Here is a 16521-nt window from a genome sequence, read left to right on the forward strand (position 1 = left end):
CACCCGCTACGACAAACGAGCCGTCCACTACCAAGCCATGGTCACCCTCGCCTGCCTCCGACTCTGGCTCCCATGACTTTCCGGACACCCCCTAGGGGCGGCCGTTGCGGCGGCTGTACGTGTCGCTCGCGGTGGGTACGGAGTTGTGGACCGCGGCGGCGCCGAAGGACACCCGGTCGTGCTGGGCCTGGCGCAGGGCCAGCTGCTCCTGGAGGAGGCCCTCGGCCGTCTCCGTGCGGCTGCTTCCGCGCCTGATCAGCGTGACCGTCAACAAGGCCCCGATACCGCCGAGCACCCCGAAAAGGATTATTACAGCGACCATGGTGTCTCCCCCGTCGTTTCCGCCACGGTAACCCGCGTCTCCTGTCCCCGTCACGGGTCCCGCGTCCACGCGAGCGGCCCCTCTCAGCGCAGGAGTTCCGGGCTCGCGGCCGTGAGGACTCCGGCGATCCGGTCCCAGGTCTCCGTGGAGCGCTTCACCGGCGGCAGGACGTCGCCCGTGCCCGTGCCCCAGGCGGTGGCCAGGGCCACGGGGTCGTCACCCGTGACGGCGCCCGCGGCGAGGGCGGCCGCGCCGAGGGCGACGAGTTCCTCGGCGGCGGGGACGACCAGGGGGCGCCCGGAGAGCCTGCGCACGGTGTCGGTCCAGACCCTGCCGCGCGCGCCGCCCCCGATCAGGCGCAGCGGACGGTCGCGTACGGCGGAGTCCGTCACGTCGAGGCCGCAGGCGGTGAGCAGTTCGTCGAGGGCGCGCAGCACGGTGAAGGCCGCGCCTTCGTAGGCGGCACCGAGGATCGCGCGCGGGTCGGTGGTGTGCCGCAGGCCGGTGACGAGGCCGGCGGCGTGCGGGAGGTCGGGGGTCCGTTCGCCGTCGAGGTAGGGCAGGACGACGACTCCGCCCTCGGCGCCCGGTACGGCGTCCTCGCGGTCGAGGCCGAGGAGGGTCGCGAACCGGTCGACGGCGAGCGTGCAGTTGAGGGTGCAGCCCAGCGGGAGGTACGTGCCGTCGGTGGCGGCGAACCCGGCGAGCCCGGGACGGGCCGGCCGGGCGCGGGTGGCGGCGAAGACCGTGCCGGAGGTGCCGAGGCTGACGACCGGGTGGTCGAGCAGGCCCGCGCCGCCGAGGCCGAGGCCGACGGCGGCGGCCATGTTGTCGCCGGTGCCGGCGGCGACGGCGACCGTACGGGGCAGCCCGAGGGCCTCGGCGGCGGACTCGGTGAGGGTGCCGACACGGGTGGCGCCGGTGGGGGCGACGGCGGGCAGGAGGGAGCGGTCGAGGCCGAGGAGGTCCAGGATCGCCGGGTCGTAGGCGCCGGGGGTGTCGGAGGCGCCGGCGGTGTCGTAGGTGCCTGGGGTGTCGGAGGCGCCTGCGGCGTCGGAGGCGCCCACCCTTCCGCCGGCGCTCTCCGTTGCCTCCTTCGCGACCGCTGTTTCCTCCGCGGTCGCGATCCCGATTCCGTACCAGCACGTGCCCGAGGTGTCTCCCGGGTCCGTCACGGCGTGGCCCGTGAGGCGCTCGGTGAGGTAGTCGTGCGGGAGGCGGACCCCGGTGGTCGCCGCGGCGTGCGCCGGTTCGTGCTCGCGCAGCCACTGCCACTTCGCCGCGGTCATGGAGGCGACGGGGACGGAACCCGTGCGCTCCAGCCAGGACGTCGGTCCGCCGAGCGCGGCCGCGAGGGCGGCGGCCTGCGGCGCCGAGCGCGTGTCGTTCCAGAGCAGCGCCGGGCGCAGGGGCCGGCCGTCGGCGCCTAGGGTGACGAGGCCGTGCTGCTGTCCGGCGACCGCGATGCCGGTGACGGACGCGGCCGGGACGCCCGCGTCCCGTACCGCCGCGCGGACCGCCGTGACGAGGGCGGTCCACCACTCCTCGGGGTCGCTCTCCCGCGCGCCTCCGGTGCCGGTGACGGTGTGCGGGGCGCGGCCGACGGCGAGGAGCTCGCCGGTCCCGGCGTCGACCGCGACGGCCTTGGTGGACTGCGTCGAGCTGTCGACGCCGATCACGACGGAGCGGCTGGTGCGCACGCCCTCACCTCATCTCTCTCTGCGTCATCTCTCTACGTCGTCTCTCTGCGTCTCTCACGCACGGGATCGGGGGTGGGTCTGGCGCCGGCACACCCGCATCCCGTATTAGTTATGTCAGATAACAAATCCCGAGTGCAAGGGAAGGACACATCGTGCCGGAGCTCTTCTCCCCCACCCCCGAGGACCGCTTCACCTTCGGCCTCTGGACCGTCGGCTGGCAGGGCCGCGACCCCTTCGGCGAGGCCACGCGCCCCGCCCTCGACCCGGTCGAGGCCGTCGAGCGACTCGCCGCCCTCGGCGCGTACGGCATCACCTTCCACGACGACGACCTCATCCCCTTCGGTGCTCCGGACGGCGAGCGCGACGCGATCGTCAAGCGCTTCCGGGCCGCCCTGGACCGCACCGGGCTCGCGGTGCCCATGGCCACCACCAACCTCTTCACCCACCCCGTCTTCAAGGACGGCGCGTTCACCGCCAACGACCGGGACGTGCGCCGCTTCGCCCTGCGCAAGACCCTCCGCAACATCGACCTGGCCGTCGAGCTCGGCGCGACCGTGTACGTGGCCTGGGGCGGCCGGGAGGGCGCCGAGTCCGGCGCCGCCAAGGACGTGCGCGTCGCGCTCGACCGGATGAAGGAGGCCTTCGACCTCCTCGGCGCGTACGTCACCGAGCAGGGCTACGACCTGCGCTTCGCCATCGAGCCCAAGCCGAACGAGCCGCGCGGCGACATCCTGCTGCCCACCATCGGCCACGCCCTCGCCTTCATCGAGCGCCTGGAGCGCCCCGAACTCGTCGGGGTGAATCCCGAGACGGGTCACGAGCAGATGGCCGGGCTCAACTTCCCGCACGGCATCGCGCAGGCCCTGTGGGCGGGCAAGCTCTTCCACATCGACCTCAACGGCCAGTCGGGCATCAAGTACGACCAGGACTTCCGCTTCGGGGCGGGCGATCTGCGCCAGGCGTTCTGGCTGGTGGACCTGTTGGAGACGGCCGGGTACGAGGGTCCGCGCCACTTCGACTTCAAGCCGGTGCGCACGGACGGCTTCGACGGGGTGTGGGAGTCCGCGAAGAACTGCATGCGGAACTACCTGATCCTCAAGGAGCGCGCGGCGGCCTTCCGCGCCGACCCGGACGTCCAGGGGGCGCTGGCCGCCTCCCGGCTGCCCGAACTCGCCGTCCCCACGGCCGCCGACGGCCTCGCCGCGCTGCTCGCCGACCCCACGGCGTACGAGACCTTCGACGCGGACGCGGCCGCCGCCCGCTCCATGGCCTTCGAGCACCTCGACCAGCTGGCCCTGGAACACCTCCTCGGCGTCCGCTGACGACGCCCCGGCACGAAGGAGTCAGTGCGCGGCGAGCGACGAGCGGCGGACGACCAACTCCGGCTGGAGCACGACGTGTTCGTGCCGGTGCTCGTCCGCCCGCTCGCCGGTCTCCTCCAGGAGCAGCTCGGCGGCCCTGGCTCCGAGCGTGAGCGCCGGCTGCCGTACGGATGTGAGGGGTACGGTCGCGGCCGCAGCGAACTCGATGTCGTCGTAGCCGACGATGGCCATGTCCTCCGGGACCCGGACTCCGGCCGCGTACAGCGCCTGGAGGACCCCGAGGGCCAGCAGGTCGTTGGCGCAGAAGACGGCGGTCGGCCGCTCGGAGAGGCCGAGGAGGCGGGCGCCCGCGTCGCGTCCGGAGGCCACGTCGAGGCGCTCGGCCGGGAGTTCGCGGAGGGCCGAGGCGGGCAGGCCGGCCTCGGCGAGCGCGAGGAGGGCGCCCTCGCGCCGGTCGCGGATCTGCTGGAGGTGGGGCGGGCCGCTCACGTACGCGAAGGACCGGTGGCCGGCCGCCGCGAGGTGGCGGATCGCGAGGGAGCCGCCGACGACGTCGTCGACGGAGACCGAGCAGCCGCCGCCGTCGCCCGCGACCCGGTCGACGAGCACGGAGGGGATGCCGTGGCGGCGGAACTCCCGCAGGTTCGCGCCGCTCGGGTCGGCGGGGGTGACGAGGACGCCGCGGACGCGCTGCTCGGCGAAGAGGGAGAGGTAGTCGGCCTCGTCGCCGGGGTTCTGGTCGCTGTTGCAGACCATGACGACCAGGCCTGCCGCCCGCGCGGCGCGCTCGGCTCCCCGGGCGATGTCGACGAAGAAGGGGTTGCCCATGTCGAGGACGAGCAGGGCCATGATCCTGCTGCGGCCCGCGCGCAGTTGGCGGGCGGACTCGCTGCGGACGTAGCCGAGGCGGGCGATGACCCGCCGGACGTGCTGGAGCGTCGCGGGCGACACCCGGTCGGGCTGGTTGATCACGTTGGAGACGGTGCCGACGGAGACGCCCGCCTCGCGCGCCACGTCCTTGATGCCGACGTTGATGCGGGGGTTCATGCCGGGGTCCATGCCGGGGTTCACGCCGGGGTTCACGCCGGGGTTCATGCCAGGGTTCGCACCGGGGTTCACGCCGGCATGGATACCGGCATTGCCGCCGGCATCGGTACCGGCGTTGCCGCCGGTGTTCGCGGCCGTCCGCGCGGAGTCCGTCATCCGTCCCACCTGGTCCGTCCTGCCCCTGCCGCCACCCGGTCCGGGTGGGCTTCCGCCCCGCGTTTCATCCTATGCGGCCGCCCGGATCCGCCCCTCTCCCCTCTCTCCTCTCCCCTCACGCGAGATGGAAGACCTCGGTCAGCGGGCGCATCGCGGCGTCGGGTGACTGCCCGTCGAGCTCTTCGAAGAACTCCGCCATCTCGGCCTGCCACCGGGCGTTGACCTCGGCCGCCTCCATCGCCGCGCGCGCCCGGTCGAAGTCCGGGGTCTCCAGGTAGCCGACGAGCAGCCCGTCCTCCCGCAGGAAGAGCGAGTAGTTGTGCCACCCGGCGGCGGAGAGGGCCGTGAGCATGTCGGCCCAGACGTGTGCGTGGCGCGCACGGTACTCGTCCACCCGCTCGGCCCGGACCTTCAGCAGGAAGCAGACCCGCTGTGCGTTCGCCATCCGCCACTCCCTTCACTGAAATGTTTCATTTCCGTGCGTCAGGACGCTAGGACGGCGGCGCTCCGTCGGTCAAGAGTCTTGACGACACCCTGCGCGATGGCTAGCTTCCCCCACGTACTGAATCGATTCATTTCACAGCTCACGAAGACTCTGAGGTGGACATGCCCGACATCGCTGCCGTCAAGGCCGCACTCGCCGCCCAGCGGATCGAAACGCCGTCCTGGGGCTACGGCAACTCCGGGACCCGGTTCAAGGTCTTCGCGCAGCCGGGCGTGCCCCGGACCCCGTACGAGAAGCTCGACGACGCGGCGCAGGTCCACGCCCACACGGGCGTCGCCCCCAAGGTGTCGCTGCACATCCCGTGGGACCGGGTCGACGACTACGCCGCCCTCGCCGCGTACGCGAAGGAGCGCGGTCTCGAACTGGGCGCGATCAACTCCAACACCTTCCAGGACGACACGTACCGGCTCGGCAGCGTCTGCCACCCGGACGCCGCCGTGCGCCGCCGGGCCGTGGACCACCTGCTCGACTGCGTCGACATCATGGACGCGACCGGCTCGGCCGATCTGAAGCTGTGGTTCGCGGACGGCACGAACTACCCCGGGCAGGACGACGTCACCGCCCGGCAGGGGCGGCTCGCCGACTCCCTCGCGGAGGTGTACGAGCGGCTCGGCGAGGGGCAGCGGATGCTCCTGGAGTACAAGTTCTTCGAGCCGGCCTTCTACACGACCGACGTGCCGGACTGGGGCACGGCGTACGCGCACTGCCTCAAGCTGGGTCCGAAGGCCCGGGTGGTCGTGGACACCGGCCACCACGCGCCGGGCACCAACATCGAGTTCATCGTGGCCCTGCTGCTCCGGGAGGGGAGGCTCGGCGGCTTCGACTTCAACTCGCGGTTCTACGCGGACGACGACCTGATGGCCGGTGCCGCCGACCCCTTCCAGCTCTTCCGGATCATGCACGAGGTCGTCCGCAACGGCGGCCTGGAGCCCGCCGCGAACGTCGCCTTCATGCTCGACCAGTGCCACAACATCGAGGCGAAGGTCCCCGCCGTGATCCGCTCCGTGGCCAACGTCCAGGAGGCCACCGCCAAGGCACTGCTCGTCGACGCCGACGCCCTCGCCGCCGCGCAGCGGGACGGGGACGTGCTCGCCGCCCACGCCGTCCTGATGGACGCCTACGACACCGACGTACGGCCCCTGCTGCGCGCGCTGCGCGAGGAGCGGGGCCTCGACCCGGACCCGGTCGCCGCCTACCTCCGCTCCGGGCGCCAGGAGCGGATCGCCGCCGAGCGCGTCGGCGGGAACCAGGCCGGCTGGGGCGCGTGACCCCTCTCGGCATCCCTTCGCATCCTGTCCGAAAGAAGACCACATGACCCCGGCCACACACCCCGTCGTCACCTCCCTCGTAGAGCGGGCCCACCGGCTCGGCTCCGACCCCCGCACCACCAACTACGCCGGCGGCAACGTCTCCGCGAAGGGCACCGTCACCGACCCCGTGACCGGCGGCCCCACCGACCTCATGTGGGTCAAGGGCTCCGGCGGCGACCTGGGCACGCTCACCGAGGACGGGCTCGCGGTGCTGCGCCTCGACCGGCTGCGCGCGCTCGTCGACGTCTACCCGGGCGTCGAGCGCGAGGACGAGATGGTCGCCGCGTTCGACCACTGTCTGTACGGGAAGGGCGGCGCGGCGCCGTCCATCGACACCGCCCTGCACGGCCTGGTGCCCGCGGCCCACGTCGACCACCTCCACCCGGACGCGGGCATCGCGCTCGCCTGCGCCGCCGACGGCGAGAAGCTGACCGCCGACTGCTTCGGCGACACGGTGGTGTGGGTGCCGTGGCGGCGCCCCGGCTTCCAGCTGGGTCTGGACATCGCCGCCGTGAAGGCGGCCCACCCGTCGGCGATCGGCTGCGTCCTCGGCGGCCACGGCATCACGGCCTGGGGCGAGAGCTCCGAGGAGTGCGAGCGCAACTCCCTGCACATCATCCGCACCGCCGAGGCCTTCCTCGTCGAGCGGGGCCGCCAGGAGCCCTTCGGCCCGGTCGTCGAGGGATACGCGCCGCTGCCCGAGGCCGAGCGGCGGGAACGGGCCGCCGCACTCGCCCCGTACGTCCGGGGGCTCGCCTCGCGGGACCGGCCGCAGGTCGGCCACTTCACGGACTCCGCGGCGGTGCTCGACTTCCTCGCGCGCGCCGAGCACCCGCGGCTCGCCGCCCTCGGCACGTCCTGCCCCGACCACTTCCTGCGGACGAAGGTCCGGCCGCTCGTCCTCGACCTGCCGGCCGACGCGCCCCTCGACCGGGCGGTCGACCGGCTGCGGGAGCTGCACACCGCCTATCGCGAGGAGTACGCGGCGTACTACGCGCGGCACGCGACGGCCGGCTCCCCCGCGATGCGGGGCGCGGATCCGGCGGTCGTCCTCGTCCCCGGCGTCGGCATGTTCTCGTTCGGCCGCGACAAGCAGACGGCGCGGGTGGCGGGCGAGTTCTACGTCAACGCGATCAATGTGATGCGCGGGGCGGAGGCGGTCTCCGCGTACGCGCCGATCGAGGAGTCGGAGAAGTTCCGCATCGAGTACTGGGAGCTGGAGGAGGCCAAACTGCGGCGGATGCCCGCCCCACGGCCGCTCGCGACCCGGGTGGCGCTCGTGACGGGCGCGGGCAGCGGCATCGGCCGGGCGATCGCGCACCGGCTGGCCGCCGAGGGCGCCTGTGTGGTGGTCGCCGATCGCGACGCGGCGAACGCGGCGGCGGTCGCAGCGGAGTTGGGCGGACCGGACACGGCGGTGGCCGTCGCCGTGGACGTCACGTCGGAGGAGCGGATCGGCGCCGCGTTCCGGTCGGCGCTGCTCGCCTTCGGCGGGGTGGACCTGGTCGTCAACAACGCGGGCCTGTCGATCTCCAAGCCGCTCCTGGACACCACGGCGGAGGACTGGGACATCCAGCACGCCGTCATGGCGCGGGGGTCGTTCCTCGTGTCCCGGGAGGCCGCGCGGGTGATGACGGCGCAGGGTCTCGGCGGCGACATCGTCTACATCGCCTCCAAGAACGCGGTCTTCGCCGGCCCGAACAACATCGCATACTCCGCCACGAAGGCCGACCAGGCCCATCAAGTGCGGCTTCTGGCAGCCGAGTTGGGTGAACACGGGATCCGCGTCAACGGCGTCAATCCGGACGGCGTGGTGCGCGGCTCGGGCATCTTCGCCGGCGGCTGGGGCGCTCAGCGGGCCGCCACGTACGGCATCGCGGAGGAGGAGTTGGGCGCCTTCTACGCCCAGCGCACCCTGCTGAAGCGGGAGGTTCTGCCCGAGCACGTCGCCAACGCGGTCTTCGCGCTCACGGGCGGCGACCTCGCCCACACGACCGGGCTCCACGTCCCGGTGGACGCGGGCGTGGCGGCCGCCTTCCTCCGGTGAGCGGGCCGACGGCAGGGCCGCGCGACGTCTTCGCGGCGGCGGATCTGGGGGCCACCAGCGGACGGGTGATGCTCGGCCGCGTCGGCCCCGGCCGCCTCGACCTCACCGAGGCCCACCGCTTCCCCAACACCCCTGTCCCGCTGCCGGACGGGCTGCGCTGGAACGTCCTCGGCCTCTTCCGGGGCGTCCTGGAGGGGTTGCGCGCGGCAGCCCGCTCCGGCGGGGTCGCCTCCGTCGGCGTCGACACCTGGGGCGTGGACTACGGCCTCCTCGACGCGGACGGCGTCCTCCTCGGCGCCCCGTACCACTACCGCGACCCGCGCACCGACGGCGCCGCGGAGTCCGTGTGGGCGCGCGTCGGCCCGGCGGAGCTCTACCGGATCACCGGCCTCCAGCACCTGCCCTTCAACACCGTCTTCCAGCTCGCCGCAACTGCCGGGAGCGCCCAACTCCACGCGGCACGCACGCTGTTGCTCCTGCCGGACCTGATGGTCCACTGGCTGACGGGGACGGTCGGAGCCGAGGAGACCCACGCCTCCACCACGGGTCTCTTCGACGCCCGCGCGGGCACCTGGTCCAAGGAGCTGATCGGCAGGCTCGGAGTGGATCCCGGGCTGCTGCCGCCGCTCCGCGCGCCGGGCGATCCGGCGGGCGAACTCCTGCCGTACGTCGCTGAGTTCACCGGCCTCGACGCGCGGACGCCGGTGACGGCGGTCGCCTCGCACGACACGGCGTCGGCCGTGGTCGCCGTCCCGGCCACGGACCCGGACGTCGCCTACCTGTCCTGCGGCACCTGGTCCCTGGCCGGTCTGGAGCTGGACGCCCCGGTGCTCACCGAGGAGTCCCGGGCGGCCAACTTCACCAACGAGCGCGGGGTCGACGGCACCGTCCGCTTCCTGCGCAACATCATGGGTCTGTGGCTCCTGGAGGAGTGCCGCAGGACCTGGGCGGGGCACGGGTCGGCCGCCGGGCTGCCGGAGCTGCTCGCACAGGCGGCGCGGGCGGAGCCGCTGGCGGCGCTCGTCGACCCGGACGCGCCGGAGTTCCTGGCCCCGGGCGACATGCCGGAGCGGATACGGGCCCACTGCCGCGGGACCGGGCAGCGCGCACCCGAGAGCCCCGGGGCGGTGGTCCGCTGCGTCCTGGAGAGCCTGGCACTCGCGCACCGGCGCACCCTGCGGCAGGCCGCCGAGCTGGCCGACCGGGAGATCGCGCGGGTCCATCTCGTGGGCGGCGGGGCCCGCAACGAGCTGCTGTGCCAGTGGACGGCGGACGCCACCGGGCTTCCCGTGGTCGCCGGTCCTGTCGAGGCCACGGCCCTCGGCAACGTCCTCGTACAGGCGCGGGCGGCGGGGCTCATCGGCGACCTCGCCTCGATGCGCCGGCTCGTCGCGCGGACCCAGCCGCTGCGGCACTACGCCCCCCGGCAGGACCCCGCCGGGCGCGCCGCCTGGGACGCGGCCGCCGCGCGCACGGCACCGTCCCCGAGGAACCCGTGACGCGGCGGACCCGCCACCCCACCAGGGACGGCGACGACGGAGCGGCCGGACCCCGGGAAGACACGGGGAAGACTCCGGCGGGGTCCGGAGGGGTCTTCCCGGGGTCCGGAGGGGTCCGGCGGGGTCCGACCGCCCGTCAGTCGGGCCGGTCGTACCCTTACGCCGATTCCCGGCGGACGAGCTCCGTGGGCAGGATGACCGCCGCCGGTTCCTCGCCCGCTATCCGGGCCAGCAGCGTCCGCACCATCTCGGTGCTGATCCGGTCCCACGGCTGACGGATCGTGGTGAGCGAGGGGCGGCTTGAGAGGGCCGCCGGGGAGTCGTCGAAGCCGCCCACCGCGATGTCCTCGGGGACCCGGCGGCCCGCGCGGGCCAGGGCGTCGAGGACGCCCTGCGCCATCAGGTCGGAGGCGACGAAGACCGCGTCGATGTCGGGGGCGCGCTCCAGGAGGGCGACGGCCGCGTCCTCGCCGCTCGCCCGGCTGTAGTCGCCGGTCGCGACGAGCGTCTCGTCGACGGGGAGTCCGACCTCGGCGAGGGTCTCGCGGTAGCCGGCGAGCCGCTCGACGCCGCCCGGGGTGTCGAGCGGGCCGCTGACGGTGGCGATCCGCCGCCGCCCCGACGCGTACAGATGGCGCACCATGTCGCGGGCGCCGTCGCGGTCGTCGGCGGCGACGTAGCCGATCTTGGCGGTCTGGCCGAGGGGCTTGCCGCAGGCGACGACGGGCACGCCTGCCTCGTGCAGCCGGGCGACCACGGGGTCGCCTGAGTGGCTGGAGACGAGGAGGACGCCGTCGACGTGGCCGGCCTCGATGTAGCGGAGGTTGCGGCGGCGTTCGTCCTCGGTGCCCGCGATCATCAGGAGGAGCGGGATGTCCTGGGCGGCGAGGGCCTGGGTGCAGGCCCGCAGCAGGACGTTGAAGTTGGGGTCCTCGAAGAAGCGCTCCTGCGGCTCGGTCAGGAGGAAGGCGACCGAGTCGGACTTGCCGGTGATCAGCGAGCGGGCGTGCCGGTTGACGACGTATCCCGTTCTGCGGATCGCCGCGTCGACGGCGGCCTTCGCGGACGGGCTGACGTAGTGGCCGCCGTTGAGGACGCGGGAGACGGTGCCGCGCGAGACCCCGGCCTCGCGGGCCACGTCGTGGATGGTCGCCGGACGGCGCCTTGCCGCTGCTGTGCTCATGCTGTGTGTTTCCCCTCGCTCCCCTGTGCTTCAGGACTTTACGGCGCCGGAGAGCAGATCGAGGCTCCAGAAGCGCTGGATGAGAAGGAAGAGGGCGATGAGCGGGACGACCGCGAGCAGGGCGCCCGTGATGACCAGGGTGTAAAGGGCGGGCTGGCTGGCACCCTGTTTGAGGAGGGTGAACAGGCCGACGGTCATGGGGAACTTCTCGTCGTCGCCGAGCATGATGAAGGGCAGCAGGAAGTTGTTCCAGATGGCGACGAACTGGAAGAGGAAGATCGTCACCAGGCCCGGGGCCATCATCGGGACGGCGATCCTGAGGAAGATCCGCCACTCGCCGGCGCCGTCCATGCGGCCGGCCTCGACGAGCTCCATGGGGACGGCGGCCTCGGCGTAGATGCGGCCGAGGTAGACGCCGTACGGGGAGAGGACCAGCGGCAGCAGGACGGAGGCGTACGTGTCCGTCAGGTCGGCCTCGGCCATCAGCAGGTACTGCGGGATGGCGAGGATGACCGGGGGCATGAGGACGCCCGCGAGCATGATGTTGAAGAACGCCTCGCGGCCGCGGAAGCGGTAGACGGCGAGGGCGTAGCCGGCGAACGCGGAGACGACGGTGGACAGGATGCCGCCGAGGCCCGCGTACAGCACCGAGTTGGCCATCCAGCGCCAGTAGATGCCGTCGCGGTATCCGGTGAGCTCGCCGATGTTGTCGGTGAGGCCGCTGCCGGGCAGGAAGGTGAAGGTGGAGAAGAGCTCGTCGTCGGCCTTGGTGGCGGCGACGAGGACCCAGGCGACGGGCAGCAGGCAGTAGAGCGCGCCGAGGACGAGGGCGGCCGTCGGCAGCAGGGCGGTGCGGCGGGGGCGCGGCGGCGGCTGGGAGGTGCCGGGGGTGGGCCCGGCGGCGGGGGCCGCCGTGCGGAGCGTCGGGGAGGCGAGCCCGGTCATCGGCCTGCTCCTTGTGTGGTGCGGCGGTTGGAGATCCTGAGGAGCGCGAAGGAGAGCGCGAAGGTGGCGAGGGCGAGGACGACGGCGGTGGCCGAGGCGGCGTGGATGTTCCCGCCGGTGAAGGCGTCGCTGTAGACCTTCATGAGGGGGCTCCAGGTGGAGGGGATGCCGTTGGTGAGCGGCTTGAGCGTCATCGGCTCGTTGAACACCTGGAGGGTCGCGATGATCGAGAAGAAGAAGGTGAGCACCAGCGAGGGCACCACCATCGGGATCTTGACGCGGAGCGCGATCTGGAGCTCGGAGCAGCCGTCGAGCTTGGCCGCCTCGTACACCTCGGTGGGCAGGGCGCGCAGTGCGGTGTAGATGACGATCATGTTGAAGCCGGTGCCGCCCCAGACGGCGATGTTGGACATCGCGAGGTAGAGCGGTCCGCCGTCCATGAGGTCGGGCTGCGGGAGGCCGGCCTTGTCGAGGAGGTAGTGGAAGGGGCTGACGTCGGGGAGGTAGAGGAAGCCCCAGAGGACGGCCGCGACGACGCCGGGGACGGCGTACGGGAGGAAGATCGCGAGCCGGGCGAAGGAGCGGGCCCGGACGCGCTCGGAGTCGAGCAGGAGCGCGAAGAAGAGGGCGAGACCGAGCATGACGGGGACGACGATGGCGCCGTAGCCGAGGACGCGCAGGGCGCTCGCGAGGAGTTCGGAGTCGGTGAGGGCGGAGGTGTAGTTCTCCAGGCCGGCCCAGACCTCGGACTTGGCTCCCTTGCCGAGGCCGAGGCCCTTGATCTTGACCTTGTGGAAGCTGAGCCAGACCGCGTAGCCGATGGGCAGGGCGAAGAAGAGGGCGAAGAGGACGGCCGCGGGGAGGAGGAAGCCGTACGGGGCCGCCTTGACCCCGTACGACCGGCGCACGCCCTTGGGGGGCTGCGTCACTTGGCAACCTCGAAGCCCTGCTTGGCGAGGTCCGCGACGGTGGCGGCCTGCATCGCGGCGAGGGCTTCGGCGAAGCCGCTCTTGGCCTTGGCGGCCGCGCCGAACCGGTCCTTGAAGGAGGTGTAGGCGACGTTGACGTTGGGGCCCCAGGCGGCCGGGGCGGTGGTCTTCGCTATCTCGGCGGCGCGGGTGTAGAAGTCGGGCTGGTTGGCGAAGTAGTCGGGGGCCTTGGCGAGGGCGCCGCTGGTCTGGGCGGCGGTGGCGGCGGGGTAGATGCCGCTCTCCTTGACGAGGGCGGCGAGGGCCTCCGGGTCGGTGTTCAGCCAGGTGGCGAACTCGGCGGCGGCCGCCTTGTGCTTCGAGTCGGTGGTGACGGCGGTGGAGGAACCGCCCCAGCTGCCGGTGGTGTTCTCGCCCTTGTTCCACTGCGGGAGCGGGGCCATCGCCCACTTGCCCTTGGTGTCGGGGGCGGCGGTGGTGAGGGTGCCGGGCGCCCAGACGGCGCTGACCCAGGCGATCTGCTCGCCGGTGTTGAGGGCCTTGTTCCAGGCGGGGGTGTACATCGGCTGGTTGTCGATGGCGCCCTCGGCGACCAGGCCGCCCCAGAAGTCGGAGACCTTCTTGGTGGCGGCGTCGTCGATGCCGACCTTCCAGGTGTCGCCCTCGAAGGTCCACCACTTGGCCCCGGCCTGCTGGGAGAGGCCGGCGAAGAGGCCGGAGTCGTTGGCGGAGAAGGTGGTCAGGGACTTCTTCGGCGCCTTCTTCCTGACCGCGCGGGCGGTCTCGGCGAACTCGTCCCAGGTGGTGGGGACGGTCAGGCCGTACTGCTTGAAGAGGTCCTCGCGGTAGAAGAACATCAGCGGCCCGGAGTCCTGCGGCAGGGCGTAGACGGCCTCGCCGCCGAAGGTGGTCTGCTGCCAGATGCCGGGCGCGAACCGGTCCTTGACGCCCTGGACCTCCTGGGCGATGTCGGCGAGGGCGTCGTTGCTGACGAGCGTCGGCAGGGCCTGGTACTCGGCCTGCACCAGGTCGGGGGCCTTGTGTGCCTTCGCCGCGGTGATGATCTTCGTGACGAGGTCGTCGCCGGAGGCCTGCTTCTGCACGGTGACCTTGATGTCGGGGTGCTTGGCGTTCCAGAGGGCCGCGACCTTGTCCATGCCGGGCGCCCAGGCCCAGTAGGTGAGCGAGACCGGGCCGGACTCCGCGCCCGTCGTGCCGCCGGATCCGGAGCCGGAGTCGGAGGAGCCGCAGGCGGTGAGTGCGGTGGCGCCGAGCAGGACGGCGGTGGCGGCGGCGAGGCTGCGGCGCGTGATGTGGGGCATGGGGTACTTCTCCCTGACCGAAAGGGGCCTCTCTCGCAGACGGAGAGGCCGACCATGCATCTGTGAGCGTTCACAGTAGAGAAACGTTCCGGACACTTGTCAATGGTTGTTCGTGTGCGGTTATGTTGCGTTGCCACATCGAGATCGGGTGTGTGCACGTTCCCAACGAACAAAGCTTTTATCTTCCGATGGTTCAGGAGAGACTCATGCCGCAGACCACTCCCAAGGGCCTGCACCGGCTCGCGTTCGGTGGCGACTACAACCCCGAGCAATGGCCGGAAAGCGTCTGGCAGGAGGACGTCCGGCTGATGCGGGAGGCCGGCGTCACCATGGTGAGCGTCGGCATCTTCTCCTGGGCCCTCCTGGAGCCCGAGCGGGGCCGGTACGACTTCGGCTGGCTCGACCGGCTCCTCGACCTGCTGCACGCGCACGGCATCCGCGTCGACCTGGGCACGCCCACCGTGGCACCGCCCGCCTGGTTCTACCGCGCCCACCCCGAGGCCCTGCCCGTCACCGCCGAGGGCGTCCGCTACTCGTACGGCTCACGCGGGGCGATCTGCCACAGTTCGCCCGCCTACCGCGCGGCCGCCGCCGGCATCACCACCGAACTGGCCCGCCGCTACGGCAGCCACCCCGCGCTCGCCCTCTGGCACGTCCACAACGAGTACGGCGTGCCCGTCAGCGCCTGCTACTGCGACCACTGCGCCGCCCACTTCCGCCGCTGGCTCCACGAGACCCACGGCTCGGTGGAGGCCGTGAACGAGGCCTGGGGCACCGCCTTCTGGGGGCAGCGCTACGCCTCGTACGAGGAGATCGACCCGCCCCGCGTCACCCCCACCGTCGGCAACCCCGCCCAGCAGCTCGACTACCGGCGCTTCGCCGACACCACCATCCGCGAGAACTTCCGGACGGAACGGGACATCCTGCACGAGCTGGCCCCCGGCATCCCCGTCACCACCAACTTCATGACCGCACTCAGCCAGTGCGACTCGATCGACTACTGGGCCTGGGGACGCGAGGTCGACCTCGTCACCAACGACCACTACCTGATGACCGACGGCCGCCGCACCCACGTCAACCTCGCCATGGCCGCCGACCTCACCCGCTCCGTCGCGGGCGGCGCGCCCTGGCTGCTCCTGGAGCACTCCACGTCCGGCGTGAACTGGCAGGCCCGCAACCCCGCCAAGCGCCCCGGCGAGATGGCCCGCAACTCCCTCGCCCACGTCGCCCGCGGATCCGAGGGCGCCATGTTCTTCCAGTGGCGCCAGTCCCGGCGCGGCGCCGAGAAGTTCCACTCCGCGATGGTCCCGCACGGCGGCACCGACACCCGCGTCTGGCGCGAGGTCGTCGCCCTCGGCGCCGGTCTGGAGGCCCTGGAGGAGGTACGCGGCACCCGGACCGTCCCGGACGTCGCCATGCTCTGGGACTGGCACTCCTGGTGGGCGCAGAACCTGGAGTGGCGGCCGAACGAGGCCCACGACGCCCGCGAGCGCGCCGACAGCTTCTACGAGACCCTCTACGACCGGCACCTCACGGTCGACTTCGCCCACCCCGAGGCCGACCTGTCCGCCCACCCGCTGGTCGTCGTCCCCGCGCTCTACCTCATGACCGAGGCGGCCGGGCAGAACCTCCGCGAGTACGTCGAGAACGGCGGCACGCTCGTCGTCTCGTACTTCTCCGGGATCGTCGACGAGCACGACGCCGTGCACCCCGGCGCCTACCCGGGCGCCCTGCGCGACGTCCTCGGCCTCACCGTCGAGGAGTGGTCGCCGCTCCTCGACGACCAGCGCGTCCGGATCGCGGGCCCGGACGGCGGCTCCCTCACCGGCGACGTGTGGACGGAGTTCGTCCGCCCGCGCGGCGCCGAGACCGTGTGGACGTACGCGGACGGGCCGGCCGCCGGCGGGCCCGCGGTCACCCGGCACCGGCTCGGCCGGGGCACCGCCTGGTACGTCTCCACCCGGCTCGACGCGGCCTCGCTGGACGCGATCGTCGCCGCCGCCTGCGTGGACGCCGGAGTCGCGGCCCGGGCCGCGCTCCCGCGGGACGTGGAGGTCGTGCGCCGCGCCGGGGAGGGCGGGCAGCAGTACCTCTTCGCGCTCAACCACTCCGCCGAGGACGCCGTGGTGCCGCTGGACGGCTCCGGCGTGGAACTCCTCGCCGGTACGCCGGTCGACGGGAAGGTCACCGTCCCCGCCGGTGCGGTCGGCGTCGTCCGCCTGAACGCCTGACCT

13 protein-coding genes are annotated in these 16521 nt (G+C 72.6%); 5 read left to right on the plus strand and 8 right to left on the minus strand.

The window, feature by feature from the left end; translation table 11 throughout:
- Positions 1–91: 91 nt before the first annotated feature.
- Both ACZ6K0_RS38810 and ACZ6K0_RS38815 read right to left on the minus strand, forming a co-directional pair.
- A complete protein-coding gene (locus tag ACZ6K0_RS38810; protein ID WP_376410020.1) occupies positions 92–322 on the minus strand; it encodes a hypothetical protein in 231 nt (76 codons plus the stop codon).
- Positions 323–405: 83 nt separating this feature from the next.
- The gene (locus tag ACZ6K0_RS38815) at positions 406–2022 is read right to left on the minus strand and encodes an FGGY family carbohydrate kinase (RefSeq protein ID WP_469234703.1); all 1617 of its coding nucleotides are present in this window, start codon (positions 2020–2022) and stop codon (positions 406–408) included.
- Between the two features lie 152 nt (positions 2023–2174).
- On the opposite strand from ACZ6K0_RS38815, the gene xylA reads away from it, so the two are divergent.
- Complete coding sequence (xylA, locus tag ACZ6K0_RS38820; protein ID WP_376410025.1) at positions 2175–3344, plus strand: xylose isomerase; 1170 nt, start codon at positions 2175–2177, stop codon at positions 3342–3344.
- Positions 3345–3365: 21 nt separating this feature from the next.
- On the opposite strand, the gene ACZ6K0_RS38825 is transcribed toward xylA, so the two are convergent.
- On the minus strand, positions 3366–4391 hold the full coding sequence (locus tag ACZ6K0_RS38825) for a LacI family DNA-binding transcriptional regulator (protein ID WP_469234921.1): 1026 nt from the start codon (positions 4389–4391) through the stop codon (positions 3366–3368).
- 271 nt (positions 4392–4662) lie between these two features.
- Positions 4663–4992: an L-rhamnose mutarotase gene (locus tag ACZ6K0_RS38830; RefSeq protein WP_469234705.1), complete on the minus strand. Its 330-nt coding sequence runs from the start codon at positions 4990–4992 to the stop codon at positions 4663–4665.
- Between the two features lie 161 nt (positions 4993–5153).
- Between ACZ6K0_RS38830 and rhaI the strand changes: the two genes are divergently transcribed.
- The 3 genes from rhaI to ACZ6K0_RS38845 all read left to right on the plus strand — a co-directional run bounded on the left by rhaI (position 5154) and on the right by ACZ6K0_RS38845 (position 9908).
- On the plus strand, positions 5154–6320 hold the full coding sequence (gene rhaI, locus ACZ6K0_RS38835; RefSeq protein WP_376410031.1) for an L-rhamnose isomerase: 1167 nt from the start codon (positions 5154–5156) through the stop codon (positions 6318–6320).
- Positions 6321–6363: 43 nt separating this feature from the next.
- A complete protein-coding gene (locus ACZ6K0_RS38840; RefSeq protein ID WP_469234707.1) occupies positions 6364–8409 on the plus strand; it encodes a bifunctional aldolase/short-chain dehydrogenase in 2046 nt (681 codons plus the stop codon).
- Positions 8410–8477: 68 nt separating this feature from the next.
- Positions 8478–9908 carry a rhamnulokinase gene (locus ACZ6K0_RS38845; protein WP_469234923.1) on the plus strand — a complete coding sequence of 477 codons (1431 nt, stop codon included), beginning with the start codon at positions 8478–8480 and terminating at the stop codon, positions 9906–9908.
- A 157-nt stretch (positions 9909–10065) separates the two neighbouring features.
- Here ACZ6K0_RS38845 and ACZ6K0_RS38850 read toward each other — a convergent pair whose 3' ends face one another.
- Genes ACZ6K0_RS38850 through ACZ6K0_RS38865 form a run of 4 tightly spaced genes read right to left on the minus strand, consistent with a single transcriptional unit; the run spans position 10066 to position 14287 of the window.
- Positions 10066–11091: a LacI family DNA-binding transcriptional regulator gene (locus ACZ6K0_RS38850; RefSeq protein ID WP_361971654.1), complete on the minus strand. Its 1026-nt coding sequence runs from the start codon at positions 11089–11091 to the stop codon at positions 10066–10068.
- Between the two features lie 30 nt (positions 11092–11121).
- A complete protein-coding gene (locus tag ACZ6K0_RS38855; RefSeq protein WP_469234709.1) occupies positions 11122–12036 on the minus strand; it encodes a carbohydrate ABC transporter permease in 915 nt (304 codons plus the stop codon).
- Positions 12033–12965, minus strand: coding sequence for a carbohydrate ABC transporter permease (locus ACZ6K0_RS38860; protein ID WP_469234711.1), 933 nt, complete (start codon positions 12963–12965; stop codon positions 12033–12035). Before ACZ6K0_RS38860 ends, ACZ6K0_RS38855 begins: the two co-directional genes overlap by 4 nt.
- Positions 12962–14287 carry an ABC transporter substrate-binding protein gene (locus ACZ6K0_RS38865; protein ID WP_376410048.1) on the minus strand — a complete coding sequence of 442 codons (1326 nt, stop codon included), beginning with the start codon at positions 14285–14287 and terminating at the stop codon, positions 12962–12964. The genes ACZ6K0_RS38860 and ACZ6K0_RS38865 overlap by 4 nt, the downstream gene beginning before the upstream one ends.
- 206 nt (positions 14288–14493) lie before the next feature.
- On the opposite strand from ACZ6K0_RS38865, the gene ACZ6K0_RS38870 reads away from it, so the two are divergent.
- Positions 14494–16518 (plus strand): beta-galactosidase, encoded by a 2025-nt coding sequence (locus ACZ6K0_RS38870; protein WP_469234714.1) that lies wholly within the window; start codon positions 14494–14496, stop codon positions 16516–16518.
- Positions 16519–16521 lie beyond the last annotated feature (3 nt).

The organism is Streptomyces sp. NPDC042346, assembly GCF_055581845.1.